Genomic DNA, 25,489 nt, shown 5'->3' with positions numbered 1-25,489 from the left:
ATGGATCCAGATGAGTCGTGGCGACTCATCTCGACCCGCCATGCGCATACAGCCGCCCGCAGTTGGGTAAAAATTACCCATTTTGCCGCTTCCGCCTGCGCGCCTTCGATTCAAATGAGTCGTAGGGACTCATCTTAGCCCTCCATGCGCATACGGCCGCCCGCTGGCCGATTCCGTGGAGGACGGCAAGCGGGTTTCTGACCTCCGCCCTAACTCCGAATCGAACAATCGGTCGAAAAAATTTTGAAACGCCAAGCGGAATGGGCCGTATATGAGGATAAAACTCACGCCCAATCTGTATCGAACGCTTCATTTGTAATTCGACCGTTCGTTTGATACGATGGCGAGGTGAGCCTAAAAGACAAGGAGTGGAGAGATGAAAAGCGTTATCAAGTTCTCATTGAACAACAAGTTCGCCATCTGGTTGTTCACTATTATTGTCCTCGTTTCGGGCTTGTACTCCGGCTTGACGATGAAGCAGGAGAGCATGCCCAATTTGTCGTTGCCGTTCCTTAGCGTGACGACGGTCTATCCGGGGGCTGCTCCCGACTCGGTCGTCGAGGACGTTACGGCTCCGTTGGAACAACGGCTGCGCAACCTGGATAATGTCAACAACGTCACCTCCACCTCGATGGAGAACGCATCGAACATTATGATTGAATTCGAATTCGGTCAAGATATGAACAAAGCGGTGACCGACGTTCGCGAAGCGCTCGATCTGGTCGAGCTGCCTTCCGGGGCGCAAAGTCCGAGCATTTCCAAGTTTTCGATCAATTCCTTTCCGATCCTTTCGCTGAGCGCGGCGGGGGGAGAGGATCTCGAGCACTTGACGAACATCGTCGACAGCGAAATCAAGCCGGCTCTCGAAGAAATCGAAGGCGTGGCGTCGGTATCGGTAGCGGGTCAATACGTGAGGGAAGTTCAACTGACGTTCGATCAGGCGAAAATGGCCCAGTACGGCTTGACCGAAGATACGGTGTCCAGCCTCGTACAGGCGGCGGCGGTCAAAGCTCCGCTCGGCCTGTTCCAATTGGACGATTCGGAAAAATCGATCGTCGTGGACGGACAAGTGACCTCGATCGAAGAGCTTCGCAACCTGACGATCCCGGCCGTCGGGGGAGCCGCTTCCGCGGGCGGCGCGCCGGGCGGTGCCGGCGGAGCTGCCGGAACGGGAGCCGCAGCGCCCGGAGCGGGCGCAGGCGCACCGGGGACGGACGCCGGAGCGGCGGGGACGGGCGCGGGCGCGCCTGCCGCGCCAATGGGCTTGCCGACCGTCAAGCTGGGCGACATCGCGACGCTGGAGCTGGTCGGCCAGGCGGAATCCGTATCCCGCACGAACGGCAAGGAATCGATCGGCATTCAAATCGTCAAAGCGAACGACGCCAACACGGTCGAAGTCGTCAATGCGGTCAAGGATGAAGCCGAACGTTTCCAAGAGAAGTATCCGGACATGGAATTGGTCGTTCTCCTCGACCAAGGCAAGCCGATCGAGGAATCGGTCCTGACGATGCTGGAAAAAGCGCTGTTCGGCGCCATTTTCGCCATCATTATCATCCTCTTGTTCCTGCGGAATATCCGCTCGACGATCATTTCCGTCGTCTCGATTCCGCTGTCGCTCATTATGGGCGTCCTCTTGCTCAAGCAATTCGATATTTCGCTCAATATAATGACGCTTGGCGCGATGACGGTCGCGATCGGCCGGGTCGTCGACGACTCGATCGTCGTCATCGAAAATATTTACCGGCGAATGGCTCTCTCCGGCGAAAAGCTGAAAGGCAAAGAGCTTATCCTGGATGCCACCCGCGAAATGTTCATGCCGATCATGTCGTCGACGATCGTCACGATCGCGGTCTTCCTGCCGATCGCGCTCGTCAGCGGTTTGGTCGGGCAGCTGTTCCTGCCGTTCGCGCTGACGATGGTGTTCACGCTGCTCGCTTCCTTGCTCGTGGCGATCACGATCGTGCCGATGATGGCGCATTCGATGTTCCGCAACGGCGTCAAAGCCGGCAAAGCCGACCACCACGAAAAGCCGGGCAAAATGGCCGAAGGCTACAAAAAGATGCTTGCCGCCACCTTGCGCCACAAAGTCGTGACCGTCGTCGCGGCCGTCGCGCTGCTCGTCGGAAGCTTCTTCCTCGTGCCGCTCATCGGGACAAGCTTCCTGCCGGAAGAAGAAGAAAAATATATGATGATCACGTACAGCCCGGAGCCGGGAGCGCTGCTTGACGATGTGACGAATCGGGCGCTGCAGGCGGAAAGCTTCTTGCTTGAGCAGCCTGACGTCACGAGCATGCAATATTCGATCGGCGGAGGCGGAAATCCGCTCGCGATGGGCTCTTCGTCCAATTCGGGGCTGTTCTATCTCCAGTTCGATCCCGACGTGTCGGAATTCGAAGCGAAAAAGGAAGCGATCGTAACCGAACTGCAGCAGAGAGTTCCGGAAGGCACGTGGAGCCAAATGGATATGACCGGCGGCATGGGAGGCAGCAGCTTCAGTCTCGGCGTATACGGAGAATCGCTGGAGCAAATCAAGCCCGTCGCCGATCAAGTCGCCGAAATCATGAAGCAGGATTCCAACTTCGAGGATGTCGAGACGAGCTTGTCCGAAACGTTCGGCCAATATACGCTCGTGGCGGACCACGACAAGCTGAGCCAGTTGGGCCTTACGGCCGGGCAACTGGCAATGAGGCTTATGCCGAACCACGAGAGACCGATCTTGACCACGGTCGAGGAAGAAGGCCAAACGTATAACGTTTACGTGCAGGTAGACAATGAAACGTTCGGCTCGATCGCGGACATCGAAAATGCGACACTTCAGTCCCCGCTCGGGGTGGAAGTGCCGATCAAGGATGTCGCGACCGTGGAGGAAGGCACCGCGCCGAGCACCGTTACGCGCGAAAACGGCCGGATGGTCGTCACGGTAAGCGGCGCAATTACGTCCAACGACGTGGGGGCGGCATCCGCCGCCGTTCAGGATAAAGTGGACGAGATGGACTTGCCGACCGGCGTCGAAGTCAAAATCGGCGGCGTTACGGAACAAATCAACGAAACGTTCAGCCAGCTTGGCTTGGCGATGGCCGCGGCGATCGCGATCGTGTACCTGGTGCTCGTGCTGACGTTCGGCGGGGGACTCGCTCCGTTCGCGATCATGTTCTCTTTGCCGTTCGCCATTATCGGCGGCCTCGTAGCCTTGTGGCTTGCAGGCGAAACGCTCAGCGTATCCGCGCTGATGGGCGCGCTCATGCTGATCGGGATCGTCGTCACGAACGCCATCGTCCTGATCGACCGCGCCATCCACAACGAGAAGGCGGGCATGACCGTGAGAGAGTCCTTGCTGGAAGCGGCCGGAACGCGTCTTCGTCCGATCTTGATGACGGCGCTCGCGACGATCGGCTCGCTGCTCCCGCTCGTCTTCGGAATCGGAGGCGGAGGCGGCATCATCTCTCGCGGGCTTGCCGTTACCGTCGTCGGCGGCTTGATCAGCTCGACGCTTCTGACGCTGTTCATCGTGCCGATCGCTTATGAGGTGCTGATGAGATTCCGCCGCAAACCAAGGGAAGATTAAGATGAGCGACAAAAAGCAACAGGTGCTGGAAGCGGCGTTGAAGTGTTTCTCGCACAAGGGGTTTCAGGCCGCATCGATGCAGGACATTGCGGATGAGCTCGGGATGGCCAAAGGTTCTCTGTACTTTTATTTCAAGTCCAAGGACGATTTGCTGCTGTCGGTCATCAGCTTTTTTACGGAAAGATTCATGGCGGGGCTGAGGGAGCTGTCGGAGGATCGGCAGCTTCCCCCTCGGGAAAAGCTTCGCTTTCAGCTTATCCGCAACCTGGTCACCCTTCGGCAGGAGCGGGGGTTCGCGGAAATGCTGCTGCGGAATCCCGGAATCGGTTCGAACGCGGAAATTCGCCAAATTTTCCAGGCTTTTCAGGTCCGGTTCATCCTGTGGTACCGCCAGCACATCGTCGAAATTTACGGCGACGAGGGGGAGCCTTACGCCTGGGACGGCGCGTCCCTGTTCGGCGGGATGACGACGGCGTACATGGGGCGGATTTTGAAGGACGACCTTCCGTTGAACGAAAATCGGCTGGCCAATTTTTTGATGGATCGGCTGGATGACGTCATGAAGGGCATGATCGGCAAAGGGGAACGGCCGCTGCTAAACCGCGAGGACATTATCCCGCACTCCGAAGAAGAGGAGGATGCGTCCGACCCCGGCTACGAAGTCCGGATCGCCTTGCGCGACCTCCGCCTGGCCGCGGAGAAATCGCACGAAAAGCGGCCGGACGAGCGGAACGCGGATTTGCTCGGGAGCTTGACCCTGCTGGAGGAGGAATACGCGAAGCCGATTCCGGACCGCATTATCATTCGCGGCATGCTGGCTTACATCAAGGAATTGATCCCGCCCGAGTGGGAGGAGATGGTCAAACGTCTCGAAACGGGTCTGAGTTTTAATCGGTAGCGGCATAGCGGCAAAGGGCCTCCGTCCAGTCGGTCGACGACTTGACGGAGGCCCTTGTTTTTTTGCATCGGTTTCGCTTTAGCGGTACGAAAGGACAAAATCCAACTCCAGCGTCTCTCCCGGCTTGAGCATGATCAGCTCTTCCTTCCGGTTCAGCGCGCCGTTCAACGCCGTCCACGGCTCCACGCAAATGAACGGCTTGCCCTCCACCGACCAGAGGACGACCGTCTTGAACTGCGGGCTGTAATCCAGTTGGATCCGGCCTTCGTCGCCGAACGGAAACGCGATGGTCGGCGTTTTGGGATCGAGAAGGGCGACCGATTCGACCAGGCCGGCAAGATTCACGGTTCCGGCAAACGGCTTGATTTGCCCGTCGTTGTAATCGAGCAGCCGCGTGGCGTCCGATTCGTAGTAGAAGCTTTTGCCGGGGCCGGTGGCAAAGTACGGATGGAAGCCGGCCTGAACGGGCATCGGGCGGTCCGACAGATTGCGGTAGGCTTGGCGAATGGACAATTTTCCGTCTTTTAGCCTGTAAGAGAACGAAAGCTCGAACCGGAACGGATAGGAGGCAAGCGTCTCGTCGCTGCTTTGCAGCTTCAGCGTCAGAAGCGCTTCCCCGTCGGTGCCCGTTTCGGCGACTTCCCAGGCGGATGTGCGCGCGACGCCATGGTTGCGCATGGAATAGACCGTTCCGTCCCATTCGTATTTTGCGTCTTCGAGCTGCCCGCAAATCGGGAACAAAATCGGGATGCCGCCGCGGACGTTCGCTTTCGGATCGAGGAACGTGTCCCGATCCAGGTACAAGAGCTCCTGCCCGCTCAACCTGCAGCCGATGACGATGCCGCCCCGCTCCGGGCATATTTTCACGCTGGAGCTTGTGGCATCCTCCTTCAGCTCGTAAATAAGAAAAGTATCGTCGTAGGAATCGATCTCGTATGGTTTGGATGCCGTCATCTGGTTCCCTCCTTTTCCCTTATTATAGAACTTCCGCATGGCGCATGGAAGAAAAGGAGGGAACGAGCGCGAACCGCGTCAATACAGCATGTGCCCGAGCGGCCCTTCCTCGTCGATAATATCTTCGATTTCGTATACCGAAATCGGGAAGTAAGGGAAGCCCCAGGCGTAGGGGACGATGGCATAAAGGGGGAAATAAATGACCAGCGCCTTGTCGGCGATGTAATAATCCTGATCCTCCGTTATTCCCGGATATTCGCCGAGAAGCGGAAGGTCCCGGGCTTTGATCTGGGCCCGAATGATGGAGTCCAATCGCTCGGCGTAATCGCTGTCGGGCTTGAACAATTCGTCGAGCGAGTAGCTTCGGCCGGTTGCCGCATCGAAGGTGAGCGATTTCTGCAGCGTATTTCCGTGGGCGCCGCCCGTGAAGGCGTAGTTCAGCAAGGATAGGCTAAGGACGCCGCGCTGGTTGTTTTTGATTTCGAAGGTGCCGTCCATTTCCTGAATATCGTCGCTAGGATAGCCTTGATCTTTCATTAAGGCGCGGGTTTCCTCGACGATCGTGGCGTTTATCTTTTCCCGGGCTTCCTCGTTGGTCCCGCCGGCCACGGCGGGCACGTTGATTTTGATATTCGGCTCCGCGATTTGCGAGACGGAAATCGGCAGCATCAGCGTTTGTCCGTTCATCCCGTCGTCCCCTTTCTGTCATGGGCTGTCGCCTCAGCATATGCGCGATCGGCGATGGGCGTTCGCGAGGGGAGATGCCGCAAATTCCCGTCAGAACAAGGTCAGCTGTTCCGGAGCGCAAGGAGCGCTCGGAGCGTGCGCAGAAGGGGCTTCAGCGGAGGGCTTGGAAGCGGAGTCGCGTTCCGGTTCGTAAAAATTCCCGCCGTTCATCCCGTACCGCCTGAAGCAGTCGGCCAGACGGGCTTTGACGGGGCGGACGTACGAATCCGGCAGGCGCGAAGAACGCCAGTACAATCGGCCATAGCGTTCGGCCAGCTCCGGGTAGCCCTGTCTCAGAACGGAAAAAAACCAGCTTTTCACTTCGGGGGTGGACAAACGCAGAAACGAAGCCATCACCTGCCGAATCCCGTGATCCGCGCATGCCGACAGGAGCGATTCCACGGCTTCCGGCCGATCGGTCAGGTAGGGAAGCATCGGCGCCATGAAGACGTGAGTTTCGATTCCCGCTTCGCGAAGCGCGCGGGCGCAGCGAAGACGTTGGAGAGGGGCGGGCGTTTGCGGTTCGAACGCGCGCCATATTTGCGGGTCGAGCGTATGCAGGCTGATATTGACGGAGACGTCAGGGAGCCGCCGGAGCAGGTCCAGATCGCGAAGCACGAGCGGGGAGCGCGTCGTGATGCTGACCGGGACGCCGAACTCGGCCAGCGCCTCGAGGCAGCCGCGAGTCAGCAGGGCCTTGCTTTCCAATTGCTGATAAGGGTCGGTCGCGGTGCCGATGGCCACCGAAGAAGGAAGCCTTGAAGCGGCGGCCATACGGCGAAGCTCTTGGCGCAGCAGCGACGGCGCATCCTCCTTCCAGAAAATGCGATGCTGAAACGCGTCGTCTGCCGGCTGTCCCAGAAAGACATGGGTGCTGCGAGCGTAGCAAAAGCTGCATCCGTGCTGGCAGCCGCGGTACGGATTGATCGACCAGTCGAAAGGCATGGATGGGGCGCGGACCGCGTTCAGCACCGTTTTGCTTTTCATCGGTTCGTATTGCGTCTTGGCCACTTGCGCTCTCCCCCTGTAACCTGTGATAAAGGGAGTTTACCAAACATACGTTCCCGTGTAAAGGAGAGAAAGCTGGAAACGGCTACGCAGGCAAAGCGAGCGTTAGAATGCAGCCCGGGTTGCCGGGACCCAGCTCCATTCGGCCTCCCAATTCGGCGACGCGTTCGGCCATCGCCTGCAAACCGAAGCCGAATTCCGTCGGGGAATAGGTTCTGCCGTCGTTGGCGAGCCGAAACACGATCTCCCCGCCGGCCATCGTCAGCGAAAAATCGAAGCGGCGGCTTTCCCCGTGGCGGATGCCGTTCGTCAACCCTTCCTGCAGCGCCTGGTAAAGCACCCGCTTTTGCAGCATGCTGAGCGAATCGGGGACGGCTTCCAGGCGGCAGCCGATGAAGACTCCCGTAGACTGCTTCGTCTCCTCGATCAAGGCATGGATGGCTTCAAGCAAATGAAATTCCGGCGTCTGATTTTCCACGATTCGGGAGGAAAGCCGGATTTCCTCGAGTCCTTTGCGAACCAGCTGTTTCGAAGCGTTCAATTTGTCCAGGGCTGTCTTCGGGTCCCGGCGAAGCAGCCTTTTGGCCGCTTCCAGTTGCACGATGGTCGCCGTCAGGGCATGCCCGACCGAATCGTGAATCGATCCGGTAATCCGGCGCCTTTCCTGAAGCAGCATCGTTTCCGCCATCGTTTCGGCCGTTTCTTTGGCGGATGCCGCGAGAAGCGCGTTGGCTTTTTCCAGTTCGTCGGAGCGTTCTTTCAATTCTTGCGTCCGATAGGCCACCTTTTGCTCGAGGGAACGGTTAAACGCCTCCAGCTCCCGGTTCATGATCCCGAAACGGTGCAGAATCACTCTGACGATGCAAACGACGAAGACGAACAGCCCCCAAAACAGCATGTCTTCCGGAAAATACCGCATCGGCGCCGACATCCATCCGGGCAAAGGAGAAAATCCGGGAATGATCATGAACCGAAAGACGTGCACGAGCGAGACGGCGGCCATCGAGGCGAAGCCGGACAACAGCCAGATCGATTCCAGGTCTTTTCGTTTGCGGTAGGCGGTCCCGAGCGTCCAGATGATGAAGATCACCGTGACCGGGAACGACGGAAGAAAAGGGAACAGGATCAGTTTCGGATACCAGTACGGGCTCCAGACGGCCGCTACGAGAATGACGCATCCGACAATCAGCATGGCGTTTCGCATGAAAATCATCGTTTTTCGGTAAATGCCGGGGAACAGTTCCGTCATGACCCCCAGGAACGCGCCCGTTCCCAACGGCATGAACACGTCCACGAAGTAGGTGATCCACCGGTAGTCCCATAGGAGCTGCAAAGAGAAGTTGTGCATCGCGCAAGCGGTCCCCCCGGAAAAGCAGAGGAGAAAGAAGTAGCCGTACAATTTTTCGCGGCGGACCGCATACAGGGAAAGCGACACGAACGAGCAAAACAGGAAAAGGGCGCTGAGCACCAAATCGTCCGTGTCTTTGCGGATCATCCAACGGATATGGTCCGAACGTTCGCCGAGACGGACGAGAGGCTTCGCGATGCTCGAGCGGTTCGTCGTCAGCAAATAAACCGCCTCCGGCAAAGGCTCGGGGACTCGGGCCAGGTTCCATCGGGCGCCCAAATTGATTCTGTCATTTCGCGCTTTAATATCGAATGTATAGGTGAAATCTCCGTCGGCCCAAACCCGGACGCTCGCGGTATTGGTAATCCATAAATACGGATCGTGAAGGAGCATGTCCGGAAGAGGGATTCGCACCCAGTAATAGTCGGCCTCCTTTTCCTTCGGAAGACCCGCGGGGAACGGCGTCCAGCCGTCGGAAGGGGGCGCCGCCTCGTCAAAGCCGGCGGCTGCGGCCCATTCCCAGCTTTCCCTGTCGAGCCTGACGACCGAGTCGGGAACCCGCACCGACGACAGCGCCAAGCCGATGGCGACAAGGACCAGGAAAAGAGCGGCGATCATCCGGAACAAAGGGAGATGGCGGCTCAGGCGGTTGTTTTTCATTTTTCCGTTCCTCCCGGCTGGCTTCTGCTCCATTCCGAATTCGGCGGCGGCGCGTCATCCTTGAGCAGGCGCACCGATTTCCGAATCGCTTCGAGTCCTTGGCGAACCGTTTGCTGGGTTTTCTCCAGCCGGCTTTCGGCAAGCTCCGCATTGTCGTCCATCGCCTGTTCGGCTTGTTCCATCTGATCGATCGACGCGGACAGCACGTGGGCGACGCGGCCGTGGATTTCGCCGACGATGCGGTTTCGCTCCTCGAGCACGAGGGCTTCGGCCATCGTCTCCGCGTTCTCCCTCATCGAAGCCGCCAGTTTTTCATTCGTCTTTTGAAGCTGGGCGTTCCGTTCCAGGATCGCGGCCGTGCGCTCGCGCACTTTATGTTCAAGGGTGCGGTTGAACTCCGACAGCTCCCGGTTGACCTCGTCGAAGCGATGCGCGATGACCCGTACAAGGCAGAGCAAAAACAACAGGAGACTGAAGGACATGAGGTCTCCCGGAAGCTTGCTCGCGGCGGGAACGATTCGGACGATTTCCGCGGCCAACTCCGGCGAATAATACCGGATGACGTGAACGAGAGCGACGAAGGTGACGACGAAGCTGCCGGACAGCATCCATACGGATTCGATATCCCGGCGTCTCCGGTAAATCGAACCGAGCGCGTAAAACAATTGGGCCGCGACGATAAGAAAGGCCGGCAGCACGAGATAGTTGATGATCCAAGCGTAAATCGCCTCGTCCGCCAGCGCCGCGGCAAGCGTCGCGACGAAAAAGCCGAACGTCGTCCGTCGAAGGCGGTTCAGCAAACGGGAGTGGAGGGGATGAAACAGCACGCAAAACGTGCCGATGAACGCAAACACGCCGAGCGGAAAAACGGCTTTTTCCAGGTAGCCGATCCATGGCTGGTCCCACAAGTACTGCAAAAAACGATTGCGGGCAAAGGAGCCGTAAGCCCCGCACGCGGCAAGCAAAAAAAAGTAAAAGTAAAGACGGTCGCGGCGGGATCGGTAAAGTCCGAACGCGATAATGGCGCAAAAAAGCTGCAGCGCCCCAATCGTTATCGAAACGGCGCCTTCGCTGAAAATTTCCGTCACCATCTCATGCTTGTCCAGCAGACGAACGGAGGGCATCGTGCCGGACAACTTGCCGTTATCGAGAAAGAGCAGGACTTCTTCGGGAACGGGGGCGGGAAGGGGAACGAGATTCCAGTGGAAAAACGGATTCAGCCGATGCCCGGACCGTTCCGGCGAATAGGCGTACAGGAGCTCGTTATCAACGTATACTTTCAAGCCGTAAGCCCCGAAAATCCAAAGCTGCGGTTCCCGAGCGTTCGATTCGGGCAAAGGAATGCGCAGCCAATAGGGCTCGGAGGCGGGGACGGAGCCGCTATCGCCGGAGGAGCTCCAGGCATCGCTAGCAAGGGCAGGGGCATTCGCGCCGGAAAGCGCCGGAGCCCAGCTCCAGCCGCCGGTATTCAAGGGAGGGGTTTCGCGGTTCGAAAACGAGGACAGAGGCCAGACGAGAGCGATCAAAAGCACGCCTAATCCCAACAAAATTCTCAGCAGCGGCAAATGAACGCGCCATCCGGTTTCTCTCACTTGTCTCGCGGCTCCCTTCGGGCAAACAGTCGAGATTAATTGTAACCCGAAGGGGAAAAATGTCCAGTGACCCTCGTCATGTGACCGTCATCTCTTTCAGCCAAATCACCGCCAGCGTGCGGTCGTTCGTGCCAATTTTATCGTAGATGGTGCTGATGTAGTTTTTGACGGTGCCTTCGCTCATGAACAGCAGCTGCGCGATTTCGCGGTTGGTCCGGCCTTCGATCATCAGGGCGACGATGCTCGCCTCCCGTTCGGTGAACCGGACGTTTCCGAGCTCCGGCGAACGCGCCTTGGCGGGCGACAGCCGCGCGGACGAAGAGGCGGAGGATAACCTTGCGGCCAGCTTGGCGGCGATGCTGGCGGGCAGCATCATTTCGCCCGCGGCGGCGTCGCGGATCGCCTGCAGCAGCTTGTCGCTGGCGATGTCTTTGAGAAGGAATCCGACGGCCCCGTTTGCCAAAGCTTCGATAATATATTCGTCCTCGTCGAAGGTCGTCAGCATGAGCACCCTCGTCTGCGGCGATTCGGTTCGCAGCCGCTTGACGGCTTCGATTCCGTCCATGACCGGCATTCGAACGTCCATCAGCACCAAATCCGGCGCGTATTGCTGAACCAATTGGCATGCTTCGGCTCCGTTTTCGGCGGTCGCAACGACTTCCATGTCGTCCTCCAGCTGTAAAATCGTTTGCAGACCGTCGCGCATGAGCGTCTGGTCGTCCGCGATGATGATTCTGAGCATGGCCGCATCCCCTCTCTTCTACTGCTATTATAAGGTACGAACCTGCCGCATGTCATGACAATATGGATGACGCCCGTCACTGGTCATATGACGTTGACGGTCCGTATTCTAGAGGTAATCGCCGGGACGAAACGTTTCGTTCCGCAACGAACCGGGAAGAATACCAAGGAGGACCACACCTATGATCATTATGCCGACGTTTCAATGCCGGCCGGGCATGAAGTTGGGACGATCCGTGTACTCGGAGCAAGGACAAGTGCTCGTAAAGCGCGGATTCGTGTTGTCGGAGCATGTTATCGTTCGTTTGCATAAAATGGGACATCCCTTTCTTCACGTCGAGGAAGAAGGGACGGAAGATATTTCGCCCGATCAGGCGGTAGGCGAAGAGGCGATGAACGTGCTGCGGGGCGCGGTCGTTCAGGCCATAAACGAATTGAACGACGGGAAACGAACGTCGCTGAGTCCGGAAACGGTGCGTTTTTGCAGCGACGCCGTCTCCTTGCTGATCAAAGGGATGGACCGGCGCAATCGGCTGATTTTGCCGATTCATGACTATGCCGTTTTTTCGGACGAGCGCCGCCAACGTTTTTTGGAAAATGCGGTCAACGTCGGCGTGTGCGTCACGAGGCTTGCGATGGAAGAGGGCTTGCACGGAGAAGAGCTGGCGGCGTTGGCCGCCGGGGCGATTTTTCACGACATCGGGCTTTTTCGTTCCGGAAGAGATGGCAAGAACCGGGCGCATACGGAAGAGGGATACCGGTTGCTGAAGGACAGCGGTTTTTCGGAGCTGACCGCCCATTGCGCGTTGTTTCATCACGAGCGGATGAACGGCAGCGGATACCCGTTCGGACTGGCCGGAGCCCGCTTGCCAGACAACATCCAGTGGGTCGGGCTGATCGACGAATTCGACGGGCTGATTCACGGGCGGAACAAGGGCTGTCCCATGCTTCCTCACGAGGCTTTGGAAGTGCTTTACGGCGGGGCCGGCACGTTGTACGACATCGACAAAGTCCGCCGGCTGCGCGATAAGCTGGCGCTGTTTCCGGTAGGAACGACCGTCCGGTTGAATACCGGCGAGATCGGCGTCGTCTCCCGCCTGCACGAGGACAGCAAGCAGCGGCCGGTCGTCCGGATTATCCGCGGCGCAAGAGGCGAGCCTGTCGCCCGCCCGTTCGAGGTCGACCTGAAAAGATGCCTGCATGTCATGATCGGAGAACTGGATCGGCAGTCCTTCTCGGAGGATAATTTTGGCATCCCGAGTCCCGCAAAAAAATTAATAAAAAACGCTTGACTTTGATGCCTCTGTTTAGTATTCTATAAAAGTGCTCGCTGATGTAGCTCAGCTGGTAGACCGTGTAACATAGAAGCGGACTACACAGCGATAATGCCGGTGTGGCTCAGGGGTAGAGCAACGCATTCGTAATGCGTAGGTCGGGGGTTCGAATCCCTCCACCGGCACCATCAATTATAGGTAACCTCAATGTCGAGTGTCATGTGACCATTATCCATGCGATCGGCATTTTTTATTTTGACCTCCTTAACCATTTCGTGCATGATTGCCTTTTTGTCAGCCTCATTGCAACCTGCAAGCATTTCCAGTAGATCGGCTGCCGTTACTTCGATTTTATCATCTTCGCTAGTGGCTGCAATCTCGTCCAATGCATTACGCAAGCTTTTTTCCTCCGCATCTAATTCTGCGCGGCGCAATAAAAAATCATCACGTGAGATGAGCTCGTCTACATACATTGTTTGGAATTTGCGCTTGCGATCAGCGACAAGCTGCAAGCGCCGGTTAAGATCGGTCACAGCTGCATCAATATCAATCTCATCATCTGGATCGATTTCAACGCCTTCGGAGTTCTGCTCTAGCTGACGACTGACTTATTGCATAAAGGCGTCCTCCAGCACATCCTCGCGTATGTAGGGCATTGAGCATTTAAAGTTTTTTTGTCGGTTGACGCAGGCGTAATACTTGGTACGCACCGACTTATATTTGCGGCTTGTCCCGCTCATTGCATAGCCACAATGGCCGCAACGCAAAATACCGGAGTATGCAAAATCAGACGTAGCAGCAACTGGCGGCAATGTGCGACGGCGATCCAAAAGGCGCTGCACGCGATCAAATTGCTCCTTGCTTATGATTGGCGCATGCCGTCCATCGACAATGATCGGCGCTCCCGTTTTGCCTTTTCCACGCTTGCGCAGATTCCAGCGCAATTTACCGATGTAAACGGGGTTGCGCAGCATGTAATTGATCGTCGTCGTTGACCAGTGCTTATTCGGCGGCGGTACGCGCTCCGCTTCCAGCATCTGCTGAATTGTACGCATGCCCTGCGTCGCCTCGTAAGCGTCAAATATGTGGCGCACAATCCGTGCCTGCGCCTCGTTTATTCGCATCTCCCCGCTTATTGTATCATATCCGTAACAAGTCGTCCCTCCCGGACGGGATCCCTGCCTGACCATCTCCTCCATACCGAAATACACGCGCTCGGCTAGGTTCTCACGCTCCCACTGCGCGAGTGCGGCGACGAGCGTAATAAAAAGTCGGCCTGTGGCTGTCGTCGTGTCATACATCTCTGTCACAGACTTAAATTTGATGCCGCGTTTGTCGATACGGGCGAGTATCTCATATAGATCAAGTACGCTCCGCGTGAGCCTGTCTAGTTTGTAAACGACAATCACATCAAATAGACCGTCGTCGGCATCAGTGAGCATGCGCTGCAATTCTGGCCGGTTGGTGTCCTTGGCAGACTTGCCATCATCGGCATAAATCCCCATCACTGACCAGCCTTGCGAATCGCAAAATGCCGCCGCTCGGTGACGTTGAGCGGGCACCGAGAAGCCCTCTAACGCTTGCTCTTGTGTCGATACACGAATATAGATTGCAGCCCTCATTGGCCCCTCCTTATAAATCCACGGTAAATCTCAATGCTTTACCTATGATCCGTACGGGATTTTTAGGCGATACCAGAATGGGATCATATTTATTGTTGTCCGGCACTAAGAATGTTGCGTTATCTTGAATCTTGACTCGCTTCAATGTGGCTTCCGTATCGTCATTAACGAGAACGGCCGCAATCTCACCAGATTCGACTAACGGTTGCTCGCGAAGCAGAACTAGGGCTCCGTTTGGAATTGTAGGTTCCATTGAGTCGCCTTTAGCGATCAGATAATACAAACGACCGCTAGGAAGGTTATCCAGTGTTTCGTAGTGATATCCGCGGATATTCTCATTTGCGAGGATTGGCGATCCGCATGCAATCTCTCCAATAATCGGCACTGGCCTTACCTCTCTGGGAAGCTGAATGATGTTAGAAACTGGCGTGTCGATAGGTGGGAATAGGTCGTTGATGCTCACACCCAAAATATCGGCAATTGTAAAGAGAGTGTTTTGTTCCGGCTCATTGGTTCCGCTCTCGTAGCCAGAAATTGTATTATGCTTCACTCCAATCTTTTCCCCGAGTTCTTTCTGTGTCATTTTTTTAATCTTCCGGTACTTCCTTATTTGGTTCCCGACATATTTAGCAACGTCGAAGTTCATGAAATTTACCTCCTATTCGATAACTATTATATCGCATTTCATGAAATTGTAAACATTAAATTTCACTGAATGTGAAAAATTCTGTTGACCTCATCTATAATTTCGAGTATCATGAAGTTACGGAAAGGAGATGATTGTTATGCAGAACAAGCTCGCCGCGCTTCGTCGGTTTTTCGGCAAAACTCAAAGCGATATGGCTACCTTGATCGGCGTGGATGTTAGGACTTACAAGAACAAGGAACTTGGCATTACGCAATTCAAGGCGAGTGAAATGTTCGCTATTGCAAAAGAGTTCAAAAAACCGATTGAAGAAATTTTTTTACCCGAAAACTTCGAGAAACATGAAGTTTCGTGACGGAGGTGGTAACTGCTTGAACCACAAAGTGACGGAAACCAATACCATGTCTCGCGAGGCTGCGATATCGGCGTTCCGCCTTCTTGCTGCAATAGCCCGGCGGAAAAAGAAAGAGAAACGCAGCATGGAGCGGTTCGGAAAAGCTCAATAACCAGAAAGGAGCGGAGCCCGATGAACAACGCAGAACTTGCGGCATTGAAAGAGACGCTAAAGGCCGAAATCATGGCAGAGATAAAAGCCGAATCGCCTGTAAAGATCGTTAGGGATACGACCGCATGGGACGGCGTTAAGCAGCTAATCATCGACGCTTACCCGCACAAGCGGACGTTTGAGCACTATCAAATTATCAGCGGCTTGTCTCCGGTCATTCGGTACATCTTCGGGGTATGCAACTTTCAGGGTGAAACTCTCACCAATTGATAGATTAGCTATGAAAAACTTTCTTGAACGATCGAGGTGAACGAAATGTTAAATCGATCTGTAAGAAACGGAGGTTGTGAGGAAGTGGCATTGATTGAAACGCATTCGTTGGATCAGGTAAAGAGACGATTTAATGCTTATATTGAAACGTTGAAAGAACTACCGAAAGCAGACGAATCAAATGAAAAACGTTTGATGAATACGCAAAAATCTATTGAATCTTATTACTACGGCGATGTCAGAGAACTATTAGAGGTCATAGAAGATGCTGTTTATCAGCTTGAGAACTTAGAACCTCTGCTACACATCCCAGAAAGAGGATATGTGAGAAACAACTTCAGACGAGCAATTAGGACGTTGAAAGGCGAATAGACGAACGGAGGTTGAGCAGGAATGACAAACAATTGCCATAGTTGTGGAAGACAGTTTGAAAGCAAGCACAGTAACTATTTATGTGACTCGTGCCGCATGGAAAGGATACGCAAGCGCATCGCGGATAACACAAGTTATCCAACACACATTGATGATCTGAAATTTTTGATGGAACGGCACGACAAGTTGTATCGCATCCTTAATTCACACGGACCAGAGGGTCATCAATATTCGAACGAAGAATATGTACGGCTGATGCAAGACCGTCATTCGTTCAAATTGAAATACGAAATATGCCGTGAAGCTTTGGAGTATTACGCAGAAAAGATGTGCTTACAACAGGATGATCTTGGTGTTGATATTGGCTATATTGCACGAAAAAGGCTAAAAGAAGCAGACAAACTACCTTGAATTTCTGGCAACGATTATCACCCTAAAAGTTCACCAGTAGCTCTGTTCACCGCACAAAATGAAATTTTCGAGCATGATGAATTTTAGTGGTTAATCCCACTATCTTCACCTCGAAAGTTCAATACCCCATCTTCGGGATTAGTCGAATTCAGGAGTTGAATAAGGAGCAGGCGGAAACGGTCAAGTCGTTTTTGCTTAACCTTATCAACGCGGCAAAGGGGGAAGATGAATGAGCAATCACCAAATATTCAATCATCAAACGTTCGGCGAGCTTCCGGTCATCGTTATCAATGGCATGGAGTGGTTCGGAGCAACAGAGGCAGCGAGGGCGCTTTCGTTCTCGGATCCTTACAAAGCAATCACAAATCATGTCGATGAAGAGGACTCGACGGTCCGTCCAGTCCTTACCGATGGGGGTCAGCAGAACAAAAAGTTCATCAACGAATCCGGACTTTACTCTCTGGTGTTCGGAGCAGCCAAGCAGGGCAACAATGCAGACATTCAAGCAAAGGCAAAGGAATTCAAACGCTGGGTAACCAGAGAAATCCTGCCGACGATCCGACGAACCGGATCATACTCGGTGGACAAGCCCAAATCGCAGGCCGAATTGCTGCTGATGTACGCCAAGAGCTTCGTTGAAATGGAGCAGCGCGTGGAACGCGTTGAAACGGCCGTCACGACGATCCAAGAAACCTTTACCCAGCGCGACGAAGATTGGCGATCATCCATCAATACGATGCTTAATGGGGCCGCATACCGGTCCGGAACGCCGTATCGGGAACTCCGAACAGAAAGCTACCGGTTGCTGGAAGAACGTGGGCATTGCGATCTTAACGCCCGGCTGCGCAATCTGACGAAGCGTCTGGAAGACGCCGGGGCCATGGGAAATTGACCCAAAATATGATGATTTGGTGTCTACTTCCGGGGAGTTGTTAATCCAAGAAGTCAGACGTAGGGATATCGCCAAGTTTATCGTCGAAGCCCGCCAAGGCTGGCCGTACGCCATCCGGCGCGCGCTTGCCGTGGAGGCCGAAGTCGATCGACTCCGTGCGGAGCTTGAAAAATATCATACTGGTCCCTGGGACTGATAAGGAGGATCTTGCAATATGAACAAACATGACCTGGCCCGCCGGGACGCACTTGTTCGGACTCTAGCTAAAGCAAAGGAGCTGGCAGAAAACGCCCGCGTCCACTTGATCGCAAACGACCGGGAACAGGAGGATATCGAAGCCATGAGCAATGCGAGCGCACTTGCGGAAAAGGCATTGGAAGTTCTTGGTGCAAAGACGCCGGAGGGAGCAATCATATGAAAAAAGTCGTTCTGAAAATCCAAGAAACACTGCGGTATCAGCGCGAAGTGCCGGTCATGATTCCCGACGACATGAACCAAGAAGCCTTGAACGCTGTGCTTGATACTGCGCAGTGCGGTGCTGAGTCCGTCGACGATATCATTTACAGACTCCGCCGACACGGAATCCAGCAAAATGAACCTTACGATTCGAATCTCGATTCACCGGACTGGTCCGAAGCTGAATGTGATGAGTATGACTTTCCAGACGGTGGCTCAGATTCGGGTGACGGAACTTGAAAATCTAGAAAGGACTGATCTCATTGGCAGCCTACTGGTATGACGAGGCGGGGAACGCACATTTTGTTGTCAACGCAAAGCCGATTCTTCTTAACGGCTCGGAACCAGAGCTCCTGACATTCGACGATATCCATAAGCGGTTTCAAGGGTTAATCCGTTCTAAGGCCGCCCGCTGGACCTTTGCATATGAATTCGATGAACTGTGCCAAGTTGCCGCTATTGCTTTATGGAGGGCTTACGATCGCTATGATGCCGAAGCCTTCCCGATCCCTTTCGGGGCGATGGCCGCAAGCTATATCAAATATGCATTGATGGGGTACCACCAAAAGAACAAACCCAAATTTGACCGAAAAACCTCGCAAATCCGATCCCTGTGCAGTCTCTTTGATCTTGTGGATGACGGTAGTGGGGAAGGAACGGAGCTGCACGAATTGATTGGGGAAGAGGAGACTTTCACCCAGGAAACTGCAGACAGGCTGCTTTTGGAGAAGTTGCTGAAACGAATCCCTAAACAGCAGCGTGACGACATTTTCGCTTACGTTGACGGCTTCACGATGAAGGAGCTGGCAGTTGTAAAAGACGTATCCAGCCAGCAGCAAGCGAATCGTCTGAAGGCAGCTTTCATGAGGTTCCGAGCACTTTATATAAAGGAGCTTGCGCGATGAAACAGAAGGGGTCTCGCTGGTCAGAAACTGAGATTTTATACCTTCTGAACAATGCAGGCAAGAAGTCGCTTGAACAAATTGCCCGCAAACTTGGACGCTCCTACGCCTATACTGTGGTAAAAGCCGGCGAGCTCGGTGTCGCTAACGGAAAATTGATCTCCCCACTGTATACCGCAAATCAACTCGCAAAAGTTCTCGGCGTGGCATCGTCGACAGTCATCAATTGGACTGAGGATCAGGGCTTACCTTTTAAATGGGTGAAGCTTCGCAAATCTTTTTCGTACAAAATGATCGACATGTCTGATTTTTATCAATGGGCCGAATCCAGACAGGACCAAATTGACACAAGAAAATTCAAAGTAACCAATTTGGGAAAGGAGCCTTCCTGGTTAATCGCAAAGCGCAAACAGGATTCGGTAAAGCCACGAGCATATGCACGTCCTTGGACGATTGAGGATGAGCAGCGTTTAGTCGCACTGGTTTCTGCAGGGACATCGAAAAAGGAAATTGCTTGTCTTCTGCAGCGCTCAGAATTCGGAATTCAGCGAAAAGTGGACCGGTTGAAAATTCGTGGTGATTTGCCGATCGACAAACGAGGTGAATTTTACACCGAATCGGAAGAGCGGCTTCTCCTCAAATGCAAGGCCCGCGGTATGACCGGCAAAGAGATCGCTATTAAACTGCGGCGTAGTGAGGATAGCGTTCATCAGAAATACCGAATGATGGTTCTTTCGGGGAGGGAGCCATGAGTGCACGGAAATGGTACAGCGAAGCGTTAATAGAGGCAATTAAGGCGCGATATACCGGCAATCCGACCATTACAAATCAACTCATGGCCGAGTTTCAGGTTCCTCGTTATGTGATTACAAATTACGCCAAGAAATGCGGTGTAGCTCGAAAAAAGGAACCAAACTGGACGGAGAAAGAAACGCAATTCCTCATTCAACATTGGAGCGAAAAGGGCCTCGTCTATTGCGCTAAGCGTTTAAAGCGTACGACAGTCGCGGTCAAATTGAAAGCCAAACGATTGGGCTTAGGTGGCATAGTTAAGAACTCCCAGTTTCTTACCGGTCAAAACGTCGCCAATTTAATGGGCATCGATATTCATAGCGTTCTCCGCTGGTTGGATAAGGGCTACTTGAAATATAAAAGTGCTCCGTTTCCCTCACGTTCGGATAGGAATCGAACGACAACAATGATCTCCCTGGAGGACCTAGAGGTGTTTCTTAAGTCTTACCCAAATCTATGGGACAGTCGCAAGATGGTAGGATCACTCTGGCTTCAGGATCCGGATTGGTTGGTCGCGAAGAAAGCGGCAGACCGCGCTCGGCCACCGGCGGAAGGACGGAAGTGGACCCGTGATGAGGACAAGCGGTTGATTGCACTTTTTAAACTAGGGACGATGACCTATCAGCAAATCGGTGAAATTTTGGGCCGTAGCAGCGAAGCTGTTCAACGGCGTCTAAGTCGGCTTGATGTGTGGGGGACTGGCAAGTTTGTTGGGGCAAGATATGAGCGGAAGAAGAGAGAGCTATGAATGGTAGACGACGAACCATGAGCACGAAACCGATTGTCGTCGACAAAAAGCGTCTGCATGAGCTTTTTATGTCCGGGACCCCACTGGCGGAAATTGCGAAGGAATTCGGCAGCACACTCGGGAGCATCCGGACGATGATCTACCAGGAACGGCAGCGAGATCCGTATAAGTGGCCGCATCGTATTAACCCATCCATTTCGACAGATCCGCCACTCATGATGCATTTTTATGAGTGCGACGACTGCTTCGTCTCGTTTGCAATTGAGGATTACGAAGAAGTCGACCTTTCTGTCGCGACTTGCCCGATCTGCGGCGGAGATGGTGGCCTGCAGAAAAAGGGTTACGGGCGATTTGTTCGGATGAAGGATGGACCATCATGATTTGCCTTAAAGGCGATACGGTCAAACTGAAATCCGGCGAAACCGCGGAGGTCTTGGATTCATGGGGCGTCGCTCGCTCGTGGTACAAGCTGCAGACAGACGACGGCAGAGCCGTGTACGCAATGACAGAACACATTGAATCCATCGTAAAACGGCATTTCAACAAGAAAGGAAAGGGATGGGGAGCAACATGATTAAGATCAATAGGCTTGAAATCGAGAACGTCAAGCGCGTCAAGGCGGTGAAAATCGAGCCGTCCAGCGCGGGCCTGACGGTTGTCGGCGGGAAGAACAATCAGGGTAAAACCAGCGTTCTGGACGCCATCGCCTGGGCACTCGGCGGGAACAAATACCGCCCTTCCCAGGCCCAACGGGAAGGATCGGTCGTTCCGCCGTACCTGCACCTCGTCCTCTCGAATGGCCTGATCGTCGAGCGGAAGGGCAAGAACAGCGACCTGAAGGTCATCGACCCGAATGGCCAGAAAGGCGGCCAGCAACTGCTCGACAGCTTCGTCGAAGAGTTGGCGATCGATCTCCCGAAGTTCCTGAACGCGACAAACAAGGAAAAGGCCGGAATCCTACTGAGAATTATCGGCGTGGGCGACAAGCTTCATGAACTCGAGGTGAAGGAGCAGGAGCTTTACAACCGGCGCCATGCCATCGGCCAGATCGCGGACCAGAAGGCCAAATTCGCAAAGGAGCAGCCATATTACCCGGACGCGCCGAAGGAGCCTATCTCCGCTTCGGAGCTGATTCGCCAGCAGCAGGAAATCCTCGCCCGCAATGGTGAGAACCAGCGCAAGCGTCAGCGTGTGGCACAGATCCAGGCCGCGCACGACAATCAGGCGCGGGAAGTTGAACGCCTGTCTGCGCTGCTGGAGGAGGCCAAGGCCAAATATGCACAGCTCGCTGCGGACTTGGAGATCGCCAAAAAGGACGCACTCGATCTGATTGATGAGTCAACCGCGGAGCTGGAGGCCAACATCCGGCAGATCGACGAGATCAATCGGAAGGTCCGCGCGAACCTGGACAAGGACAAGGCCGAGACGGACGCAAACGAATACCGCCAGCAATACGACGTGCTGACGGCCGAGATAAATGCCGTTCGCCAGCAAAAGACGGACCTTCTGACGAACGCGAATCTGCCTCTCCCGGGCCTGTCCGTAGAGGATGGCGAGCTGATTTACAACGGCCAGCGCTGGGACAACATGAGCGGATCCGAACAGCTCCGAGTTGCGACGGCTATCGTTCGCCGGTTGAAGCCGAATTGCGGGTTTATTCTACTGGACAAACTCGAGCAGATGGATCTGGAGACGCTGCGCGAATTCGGCCAGTGGCTCGAGCAGGAGGGGCTGCAGGCGATCGCGACGCGCGTCAGCACCGGCGAGGAGTGCTCGATCATCATTGAGGACGGTTATGTCGCCGGCCAGGAAGGCGTCACATTACAACAACCACCGGGCGAGATTGACCCGGGGCCAACATGGAAAGCAGGTGAATTCTAATCATGTTCGAGGTCATCAGTGGCAAAGTTCAAAAGGCGAAAAAGGTTGTCCTGTACGGCCCCGAAGGCATCGGAAAGTCGTCGCTCGCCGCAAAATTCCCGCGGCCGATCTTTATTGATACAGAGGGGTCGACCACCGAAATGGATGTCGGGAGACTGCCCAAGCCGACGAGCTGGGAAATGCTCAAACAGCAAATCGGATGGGTCAAGCAGCAAGGTACACAACGTTTCGGGACTCTTGTCATCGACACGATCGACTGGGCTGAAATGCTCTGCGTGGAAAGTATCTGCGCAGCTCACCAGAAGACCGGAGTCGAGGACTTCGGCTACGGCAAAGGATACATCTTCGTGGCCGAAGAGTTCGGACGCTTTCTGAATCTCCTAAGCGACGTCATCGAGGCAGGCTTCCATGTCGTGCTCGTCGCCCATTCTCAGATCGTCAAATTCGAGCAGCCGGACGAGATGGGAGCCTATGACCGGTATCAGCTCAAGTTGGGCGCTAAGACCGGTAGCCGGACGGCGGCGCTCGTCAAGGAGTGGGCGGACATGGTGCTGTTCATCAACTATAAGACGTTCTCGGTGGCCGCGGATAAGAATGGGAACAAGCATAAGGCACAGGGTGGACAGCGGACGGTGTTCGCCACGCACCATCCAGCGTGGGATGCAAAGAACCGGCAGGGGCTGCCCGACGAGTTTCCGCTGGACTATGCGCATATTGCGCATATCTTTAGCGGATCCACGCCAGCGACGCCATCCGCGACCCCGTCGTCGTCCGGCGCCGTTCCGTCCACAGCGACGCCTCCGGCGGCCGCCGAAGCGTCGACGCCGCCGCAAGAAGCACAACCGCGGATCGACACCACCGGACCGCAGTTGAGCCCGAATATTCCGCGTTCCTTGCGCGATCTGATGGAGGCAAACCAGGTCAGCGAGTTGGAGATTCAAACGGTAGTCGGAAAAAGGGGTTACTATACTGCGGATACGCCGATCGCCAACTATGATCCCGGTTTTATCGAAGGTGTTCTTGTCGGCGCTTGGCCGCAAGTGTTTGGAATGATTCAAGAAGCAAGAAAAGATTTGCCATTTTAACATCAGGAGGAATCATACGTGAATAACCAACAAGAACGCGAACTGAGCTGGGACGACACAATTGAAAAGGATGGCGGCGAGTTCGTCGTCCTTCCCGCGGGGGACTATGATTTTACGGTTACGAAATTCGAGCGCGGCCGCTTCCCGGGAAGCGAGAAGATGCCGCCGTGCAACCAAGCCAAGCTGGAGCTAACCGTCCATTCTCCCGAGCATGGCGACGTTGTCGTCTTCCATAACCTGTTCCTGCATACGAAAACGGAAGGACTGCTGTCCAACTTCTTCGCCGGCATCGGGCAAAAACGCAAGGGTGAGCCGTTGCGCATGAATTGGAACGTGGTAGTCGGCGCGCGCGGACGCCTGAAACTGGAGATTAACAAGTTTAAGGGCCGCGACGGAGAGGAGCGCACGAACAACCAAGTGAAGACGTTTTACCCGGCCGACGAAGTACGCCCAGCGAATCAGCAGCAACCGCCGTTTCCGCCGGCACAGCAAGGTGGCGGGTGGAACGCCGGACAGTTTTAAGGAGGGCCTATGAATCTCAGACCCTACCAGCAGCAAGCGCGGGAATCCATCCAAGCGCAATGGGAGAGCGGCGTCCGTCGGACGCTGCTTGTCCTCCCGACCGGTTGCGGCAAGACGATCGTCTTTTCCAAAGTCATCGAGGATCGGGTCCGATTGGGCGAGCGGTTGCTTGTCCTCGCTCACCGCGGCGAGCTGCTGGAACAGGCGGCTGACAAGCTTGAGAAGTCAACGGGCCTCAAGTGCGCGACAGAGAAGGCGGAGCAGACATCGATCGGCAGCTGGTTCCGGGTCGTCGTGGGCAGCATCCAAACGTTGATGCGCCCGAAACGTCTCGAACAGTTCGCTCCGGACCACTTCGACGCGATCATTATCGACGAAGCACACCATTGCATTTCTGACAGCTATCAGCGCGTGCTGCAGTATTTTTCCGGCGCAAAGGTGCTCGGTGTCACGGCCACGCCGGACCGCGGTGACATGCGGAACCTGGGCAGCTACTTCGAGAGCCTGGCCTTCGAGTACACGCTGCCGAAGGCGATAAAGGAAGGCTATCTCAGCCCGATTAAGGCGATGACCATCCCCCTGCAGTTGGATCTGTCCGCTGTCCGGCAGCAATCCGGCGACTTCTCCGCCGGTGACCTTGGTACGGCATTGGACCCGTACCTTGAATCGATCGCGGCCGAAATGTGGAAGGTAGCCAAGGGCCGGAAGATCGTCGTTTTCCTTCCCTTGGTCAAAACCAGTCAGAAGTTTACCCGGATCCTTAACGAGATCGGATTCCGCGCCGCGGAAGTCAATGGAGAATCGCAGGATCGCGCTGAGATATTAGAAGATTTCGAAAATGACAAATACAACGTGCTTTGCAATTCGATGTTGCTGACGGAGGGATGGGATTGCCCGAGCGTCGACTGCGTCGTCGTCTTGCGGCCAACCAAGGTCCGCAGTTTGTACAGCCAGATGGTCGGGCGCGGTACCCGGCTATTTCCTGGCAAGACGGAGCTGCTCCTGCTTGATTTCTTGTGGCACACGGAGCGACACGAGCTTTGCCATCCGGCTCACCTTATCGCCGAGAGCGAGGAGATTGCCCAGGCCATGACCAAGCAGATCGAGGAGGCGGGGGTCCCACTCGATCTGGAAGCGGTCGAAAAGCAGGCGATGGATGACGTTGTCGCGCAGCGGGAGGAAGCGTTGGCCAAGCAGTTGGCCGAAATGAAGCGCCGTAAGCGCGCGCTGGTCGATCCCTTGCAGTTTGAAATGAGCATTCAAGCCGAAGACCTCGCCAACTACGTGCCCGCGTTCGGCTGGGAAATGGCGCCGCCGAGCGAAAAGCAAATCAAAACGCTCGAGAAGCTCGGCATCTTCCCAGACGAAATCGACAACGCCGGAAAGGCGACGAAACTGCTCGAGCGTTTGGACAAGCGGCGCGCGGAAGGACTGACGACGCCGAAGCAGATTCGCTTCCTCGAGGGGAAGGGATTCGAGCACGTCGGTACATGGTCGTTCGAGACGGCGAAGAATCTGATTGATCGGATCGCCGCCAACGGCTGGCGCGTGCCGGAAGGCATCGATCCTAAGGGTTATCGACCTGTATAACCCAATACGAAACATGGAGGCCAATCCTG

The 25,489-nt window shown here is 55.0% G+C and carries 28 protein-coding genes and 1 tRNA gene; 20 read left to right on the top strand and 9 right to left on the bottom strand.

Features of this window, described 5'->3' with window-relative positions; genetic code table 11:
- Positions 1-376 precede the first annotated feature (376 nt).
- Both B7E11_RS08430 and B7E11_RS08425 read left to right on the top strand, forming a co-directional pair.
- Complete coding sequence (locus B7E11_RS08430; protein WP_080833295.1) at positions 377-3,565, top strand: efflux RND transporter permease subunit; 3,189 nt, start codon at positions 377-379, stop codon at positions 3,563-3,565.
- 1 nt (position 3,566) lies between these two features.
- Positions 3,567-4,463, top strand: coding sequence for a TetR/AcrR family transcriptional regulator (locus B7E11_RS08425; RefSeq protein WP_080833293.1), 897 nt, complete (start codon positions 3,567-3,569; stop codon positions 4,461-4,463).
- A 78-nt stretch (positions 4,464-4,541) separates the two neighbouring features.
- Here B7E11_RS08425 and B7E11_RS08420 read toward each other — a convergent pair whose 3' ends face one another.
- From B7E11_RS08420 to B7E11_RS08395, 6 genes are all read right to left on the bottom strand, one after another.
- Positions 4,542-5,417 (bottom strand): aldose epimerase family protein, encoded by an 876-nt coding sequence (locus B7E11_RS08420; protein ID WP_080833291.1) that lies wholly within the window; start codon positions 5,415-5,417, stop codon positions 4,542-4,544.
- Positions 5,418-5,495: 78 nt separating this feature from the next.
- On the bottom strand, positions 5,496-6,104 hold the full coding sequence (locus B7E11_RS08415; RefSeq protein ID WP_080833289.1) for a DUF3298 and DUF4163 domain-containing protein: 609 nt from the start codon (positions 6,102-6,104) through the stop codon (positions 5,496-5,498).
- Positions 6,105-6,194: 90 nt separating this feature from the next.
- Positions 6,195-7,154, bottom strand: coding sequence for an SPL family radical SAM protein (locus B7E11_RS08410; protein ID WP_245809657.1), 960 nt, complete (start codon positions 7,152-7,154; stop codon positions 6,195-6,197).
- 82 nt (positions 7,155-7,236) lie between these two features.
- Complete coding sequence (locus tag B7E11_RS08405; RefSeq protein ID WP_176220650.1) at positions 7,237-9,159, bottom strand: sensor histidine kinase; 1,923 nt, start codon at positions 9,157-9,159, stop codon at positions 7,237-7,239.
- Positions 9,156-10,751 (bottom strand): 7TM diverse intracellular signaling domain-containing protein, encoded by a 1,596-nt coding sequence (locus B7E11_RS08400; protein ID WP_080833286.1) that lies wholly within the window; start codon positions 10,749-10,751, stop codon positions 9,156-9,158. Before B7E11_RS08400 ends, B7E11_RS08405 begins: the two co-directional genes overlap by 4 nt.
- A 76-nt stretch (positions 10,752-10,827) precedes the next feature.
- Entirely contained in the window at positions 10,828-11,493 is a 666-nt protein-coding gene (locus B7E11_RS08395; RefSeq protein WP_080833284.1) for a response regulator transcription factor, read from the bottom strand.
- A gap of 181 nt (positions 11,494-11,674) precedes the next feature.
- Between B7E11_RS08395 and B7E11_RS08390 the strand changes: the two genes are divergently transcribed.
- Positions 11,675-12,784 carry an HD-GYP domain-containing protein gene (locus B7E11_RS08390; RefSeq protein WP_080833282.1) on the top strand — a complete coding sequence of 370 codons (1,110 nt, stop codon included), beginning with the start codon at positions 11,675-11,677 and terminating at the stop codon, positions 12,782-12,784.
- A 95-nt stretch (positions 12,785-12,879) separates the two neighbouring features.
- Positions 12,880-12,954 (top strand) — tRNA-Thr (locus tag B7E11_RS08385).
- On the opposite strand, the gene B7E11_RS28845 is transcribed toward B7E11_RS08385, so the two are convergent.
- The 3 genes from B7E11_RS28845 to B7E11_RS08370 all read right to left on the bottom strand — a co-directional run bounded on the left by B7E11_RS28845 (position 12,955) and on the right by B7E11_RS08370 (position 15,034).
- Entirely contained in the window at positions 12,955-13,299 is a 345-nt protein-coding gene (locus tag B7E11_RS28845) for a hypothetical protein (RefSeq protein WP_139787119.1), read from the bottom strand.
- A gap of 75 nt (positions 13,300-13,374) precedes the next feature.
- On the bottom strand, positions 13,375-14,388 hold the full coding sequence (locus B7E11_RS08375; protein ID WP_080833278.1) for a recombinase family protein: 1,014 nt from the start codon (positions 14,386-14,388) through the stop codon (positions 13,375-13,377).
- Positions 14,389-14,398: 10 nt separating this feature from the next.
- Positions 14,399-15,034 carry a LexA family protein gene (locus tag B7E11_RS08370; RefSeq protein ID WP_080833273.1) on the bottom strand — a complete coding sequence of 212 codons (636 nt, stop codon included), beginning with the start codon at positions 15,032-15,034 and terminating at the stop codon, positions 14,399-14,401.
- Between the two features lie 139 nt (positions 15,035-15,173).
- On the opposite strand from B7E11_RS08370, the gene B7E11_RS08365 reads away from it, so the two are divergent.
- The 16 genes from B7E11_RS08365 to B7E11_RS08290 all read left to right on the top strand — a co-directional run bounded on the left by B7E11_RS08365 (position 15,174) and on the right by B7E11_RS08290 (position 25,460).
- Positions 15,174-15,389, top strand: a complete 216-nt coding sequence (locus B7E11_RS08365; protein WP_080833271.1) for a helix-turn-helix transcriptional regulator — start codon at positions 15,174-15,176, stop codon at positions 15,387-15,389.
- A gap of 16 nt (positions 15,390-15,405) precedes the next feature.
- Positions 15,406-15,540 carry a hypothetical protein gene (locus tag B7E11_RS30610; protein ID WP_281256483.1) on the top strand — a complete coding sequence of 45 codons (135 nt, stop codon included), beginning with the start codon at positions 15,406-15,408 and terminating at the stop codon, positions 15,538-15,540.
- Between the two features lie 20 nt (positions 15,541-15,560).
- On the top strand, positions 15,561-15,809 hold the full coding sequence (locus B7E11_RS08360; protein ID WP_080833269.1) for a hypothetical protein: 249 nt from the start codon (positions 15,561-15,563) through the stop codon (positions 15,807-15,809).
- Between the two features lie 84 nt (positions 15,810-15,893).
- The gene (locus B7E11_RS08355) at positions 15,894-16,181 is read left to right on the top strand and encodes a hypothetical protein (protein ID WP_080833267.1); all 288 of its coding nucleotides are present in this window, start codon (positions 15,894-15,896) and stop codon (positions 16,179-16,181) included.
- Positions 16,182-16,202: 21 nt separating this feature from the next.
- A complete protein-coding gene (locus B7E11_RS08350; protein ID WP_080833265.1) occupies positions 16,203-16,592 on the top strand; it encodes a hypothetical protein in 390 nt (129 codons plus the stop codon).
- A gap of 229 nt (positions 16,593-16,821) precedes the next feature.
- Positions 16,822-17,484: a BRO-N domain-containing protein gene (locus tag B7E11_RS08345; protein ID WP_080833263.1), complete on the top strand. Its 663-nt coding sequence runs from the start codon at positions 16,822-16,824 to the stop codon at positions 17,482-17,484.
- A 214-nt stretch (positions 17,485-17,698) separates the two neighbouring features.
- Positions 17,699-17,902, top strand: a complete 204-nt coding sequence (locus B7E11_RS08340) for a hypothetical protein (RefSeq protein WP_080833261.1) — start codon at positions 17,699-17,701, stop codon at positions 17,900-17,902.
- Positions 17,899-18,180 carry a hypothetical protein gene (locus B7E11_RS08335; RefSeq protein ID WP_080833259.1) on the top strand — a complete coding sequence of 94 codons (282 nt, stop codon included), beginning with the start codon at positions 17,899-17,901 and terminating at the stop codon, positions 18,178-18,180. The genes B7E11_RS08340 and B7E11_RS08335 overlap by 4 nt, the downstream gene beginning before the upstream one ends.
- Before the next feature lie 23 nt (positions 18,181-18,203).
- A complete protein-coding gene (locus B7E11_RS08330; RefSeq protein WP_080833257.1) occupies positions 18,204-18,845 on the top strand; it encodes a sigma-70 RNA polymerase sigma factor region 4 domain-containing protein in 642 nt (213 codons plus the stop codon).
- Entirely contained in the window at positions 18,842-19,594 is a 753-nt protein-coding gene (locus tag B7E11_RS08325) for a helix-turn-helix domain-containing protein (protein WP_080833256.1), read from the top strand. The genes B7E11_RS08330 and B7E11_RS08325 overlap by 4 nt, the downstream gene beginning before the upstream one ends.
- Positions 19,591-20,382, top strand: coding sequence for a sigma-70 RNA polymerase sigma factor region 4 domain-containing protein (locus B7E11_RS08320; RefSeq protein WP_080833254.1), 792 nt, complete (start codon positions 19,591-19,593; stop codon positions 20,380-20,382). The genes B7E11_RS08325 and B7E11_RS08320 overlap by 4 nt, the downstream gene beginning before the upstream one ends.
- A 17-nt stretch (positions 20,383-20,399) precedes the next feature.
- The gene (locus B7E11_RS08315; RefSeq protein WP_139787117.1) at positions 20,400-20,762 is read left to right on the top strand and encodes a hypothetical protein; all 363 of its coding nucleotides are present in this window, start codon (positions 20,400-20,402) and stop codon (positions 20,760-20,762) included.
- Between the two features lie 190 nt (positions 20,763-20,952).
- Entirely contained in the window at positions 20,953-22,263 is a 1,311-nt protein-coding gene (locus B7E11_RS08305; RefSeq protein WP_080833248.1) for an AAA family ATPase, read from the top strand.
- A gap of 2 nt (positions 22,264-22,265) precedes the next feature.
- Positions 22,266-23,348, top strand: a complete 1,083-nt coding sequence (locus B7E11_RS08300) for an ATP-binding protein (RefSeq protein WP_080833246.1) — start codon at positions 22,266-22,268, stop codon at positions 23,346-23,348.
- An 18-nt stretch (positions 23,349-23,366) separates the two neighbouring features.
- Positions 23,367-23,870, top strand: coding sequence for a hypothetical protein (locus tag B7E11_RS08295; RefSeq protein ID WP_080833244.1), 504 nt, complete (start codon positions 23,367-23,369; stop codon positions 23,868-23,870).
- 9 nt (positions 23,871-23,879) lie between these two features.
- Positions 23,880-25,460 carry a DEAD/DEAH box helicase gene (locus B7E11_RS08290; protein ID WP_080833242.1) on the top strand — a complete coding sequence of 527 codons (1,581 nt, stop codon included), beginning with the start codon at positions 23,880-23,882 and terminating at the stop codon, positions 25,458-25,460.
- Positions 25,461-25,489: the final 29 nt, after the last annotated feature.

Source organism: Cohnella massiliensis (assembly GCF_900169535.1).
In the GTDB taxonomy this organism is placed as follows: Bacteria; Bacillota; Bacilli; order Paenibacillales; family Paenibacillaceae; genus Cohnella; species Cohnella algarum.
This window is presented reverse-complemented; position numbering and strand designations above follow the sequence as displayed.

Coding starts and splice junctions, on each gene's coding strand:
- B7E11_RS08430 (WP_080833295.1), top strand. CDS start 377: ATGAAAAGCGTTATCAAGTTCTCATTGAACAACAAGTTCGCCATCTGG.
- B7E11_RS08425 (WP_080833293.1), top strand. CDS start 3,567: ATGAGCGACAAAAAGCAACAGGTGCTGGAAGCGGCGTTGAAGTGTTTC.
- B7E11_RS08420 (WP_080833291.1), bottom strand. CDS start 5,417: ATGACGGCATCCAAACCATACGAGATCGATTCCTACGACGATACTTTT.
- B7E11_RS08415 (WP_080833289.1), bottom strand. CDS start 6,104: ATGAACGGACAAACGCTGATGCTGCCGATTTCCGTCTCGCAAATCGCG.
- B7E11_RS08405 (WP_176220650.1), bottom strand. CDS start 9,159: ATGAAAAACAACCGCCTGAGCCGCCATCTCCCTTTGTTCCGGATGATC.
- B7E11_RS08395 (WP_080833284.1), bottom strand. CDS start 11,493: ATGCTCAGAATCATCATCGCGGACGACCAGACGCTCATGCGCGACGGT.
- B7E11_RS08390 (WP_080833282.1), top strand. CDS start 11,675: ATGATCATTATGCCGACGTTTCAATGCCGGCCGGGCATGAAGTTGGGA.
- B7E11_RS08375 (WP_080833278.1), bottom strand. CDS start 14,388: ATGAGGGCTGCAATCTATATTCGTGTATCGACACAAGAGCAAGCGTTA.
- B7E11_RS08370 (WP_080833273.1), bottom strand. CDS start 15,034: ATGAACTTCGACGTTGCTAAATATGTCGGGAACCAAATAAGGAAGTAC.
- B7E11_RS08365 (WP_080833271.1), top strand. CDS start 15,174: ATGCAGAACAAGCTCGCCGCGCTTCGTCGGTTTTTCGGCAAAACTCAA.
- B7E11_RS08360 (WP_080833269.1), top strand. CDS start 15,561: ATGAACAACGCAGAACTTGCGGCATTGAAAGAGACGCTAAAGGCCGAA.
- B7E11_RS08350 (WP_080833265.1), top strand. CDS start 16,203: ATGACAAACAATTGCCATAGTTGTGGAAGACAGTTTGAAAGCAAGCAC.
- B7E11_RS08345 (WP_080833263.1), top strand. CDS start 16,822: ATGAGCAATCACCAAATATTCAATCATCAAACGTTCGGCGAGCTTCCG.
- B7E11_RS08340 (WP_080833261.1), top strand. CDS start 17,699: ATGAACAAACATGACCTGGCCCGCCGGGACGCACTTGTTCGGACTCTA.
- B7E11_RS08335 (WP_080833259.1), top strand. CDS start 17,899: ATGAAAAAAGTCGTTCTGAAAATCCAAGAAACACTGCGGTATCAGCGC.
- B7E11_RS08325 (WP_080833256.1), top strand. CDS start 18,842: ATGAAACAGAAGGGGTCTCGCTGGTCAGAAACTGAGATTTTATACCTT.
- B7E11_RS08320 (WP_080833254.1), top strand. CDS start 19,591: ATGAGTGCACGGAAATGGTACAGCGAAGCGTTAATAGAGGCAATTAAG.
- B7E11_RS08315 (WP_139787117.1), top strand. CDS start 20,400: ATGAGCACGAAACCGATTGTCGTCGACAAAAAGCGTCTGCATGAGCTT.
- B7E11_RS08305 (WP_080833248.1), top strand. CDS start 20,953: ATGATTAAGATCAATAGGCTTGAAATCGAGAACGTCAAGCGCGTCAAG.
- B7E11_RS08300 (WP_080833246.1), top strand. CDS start 22,266: ATGTTCGAGGTCATCAGTGGCAAAGTTCAAAAGGCGAAAAAGGTTGTC.
- B7E11_RS08290 (WP_080833242.1), top strand. CDS start 23,880: ATGAATCTCAGACCCTACCAGCAGCAAGCGCGGGAATCCATCCAAGCG.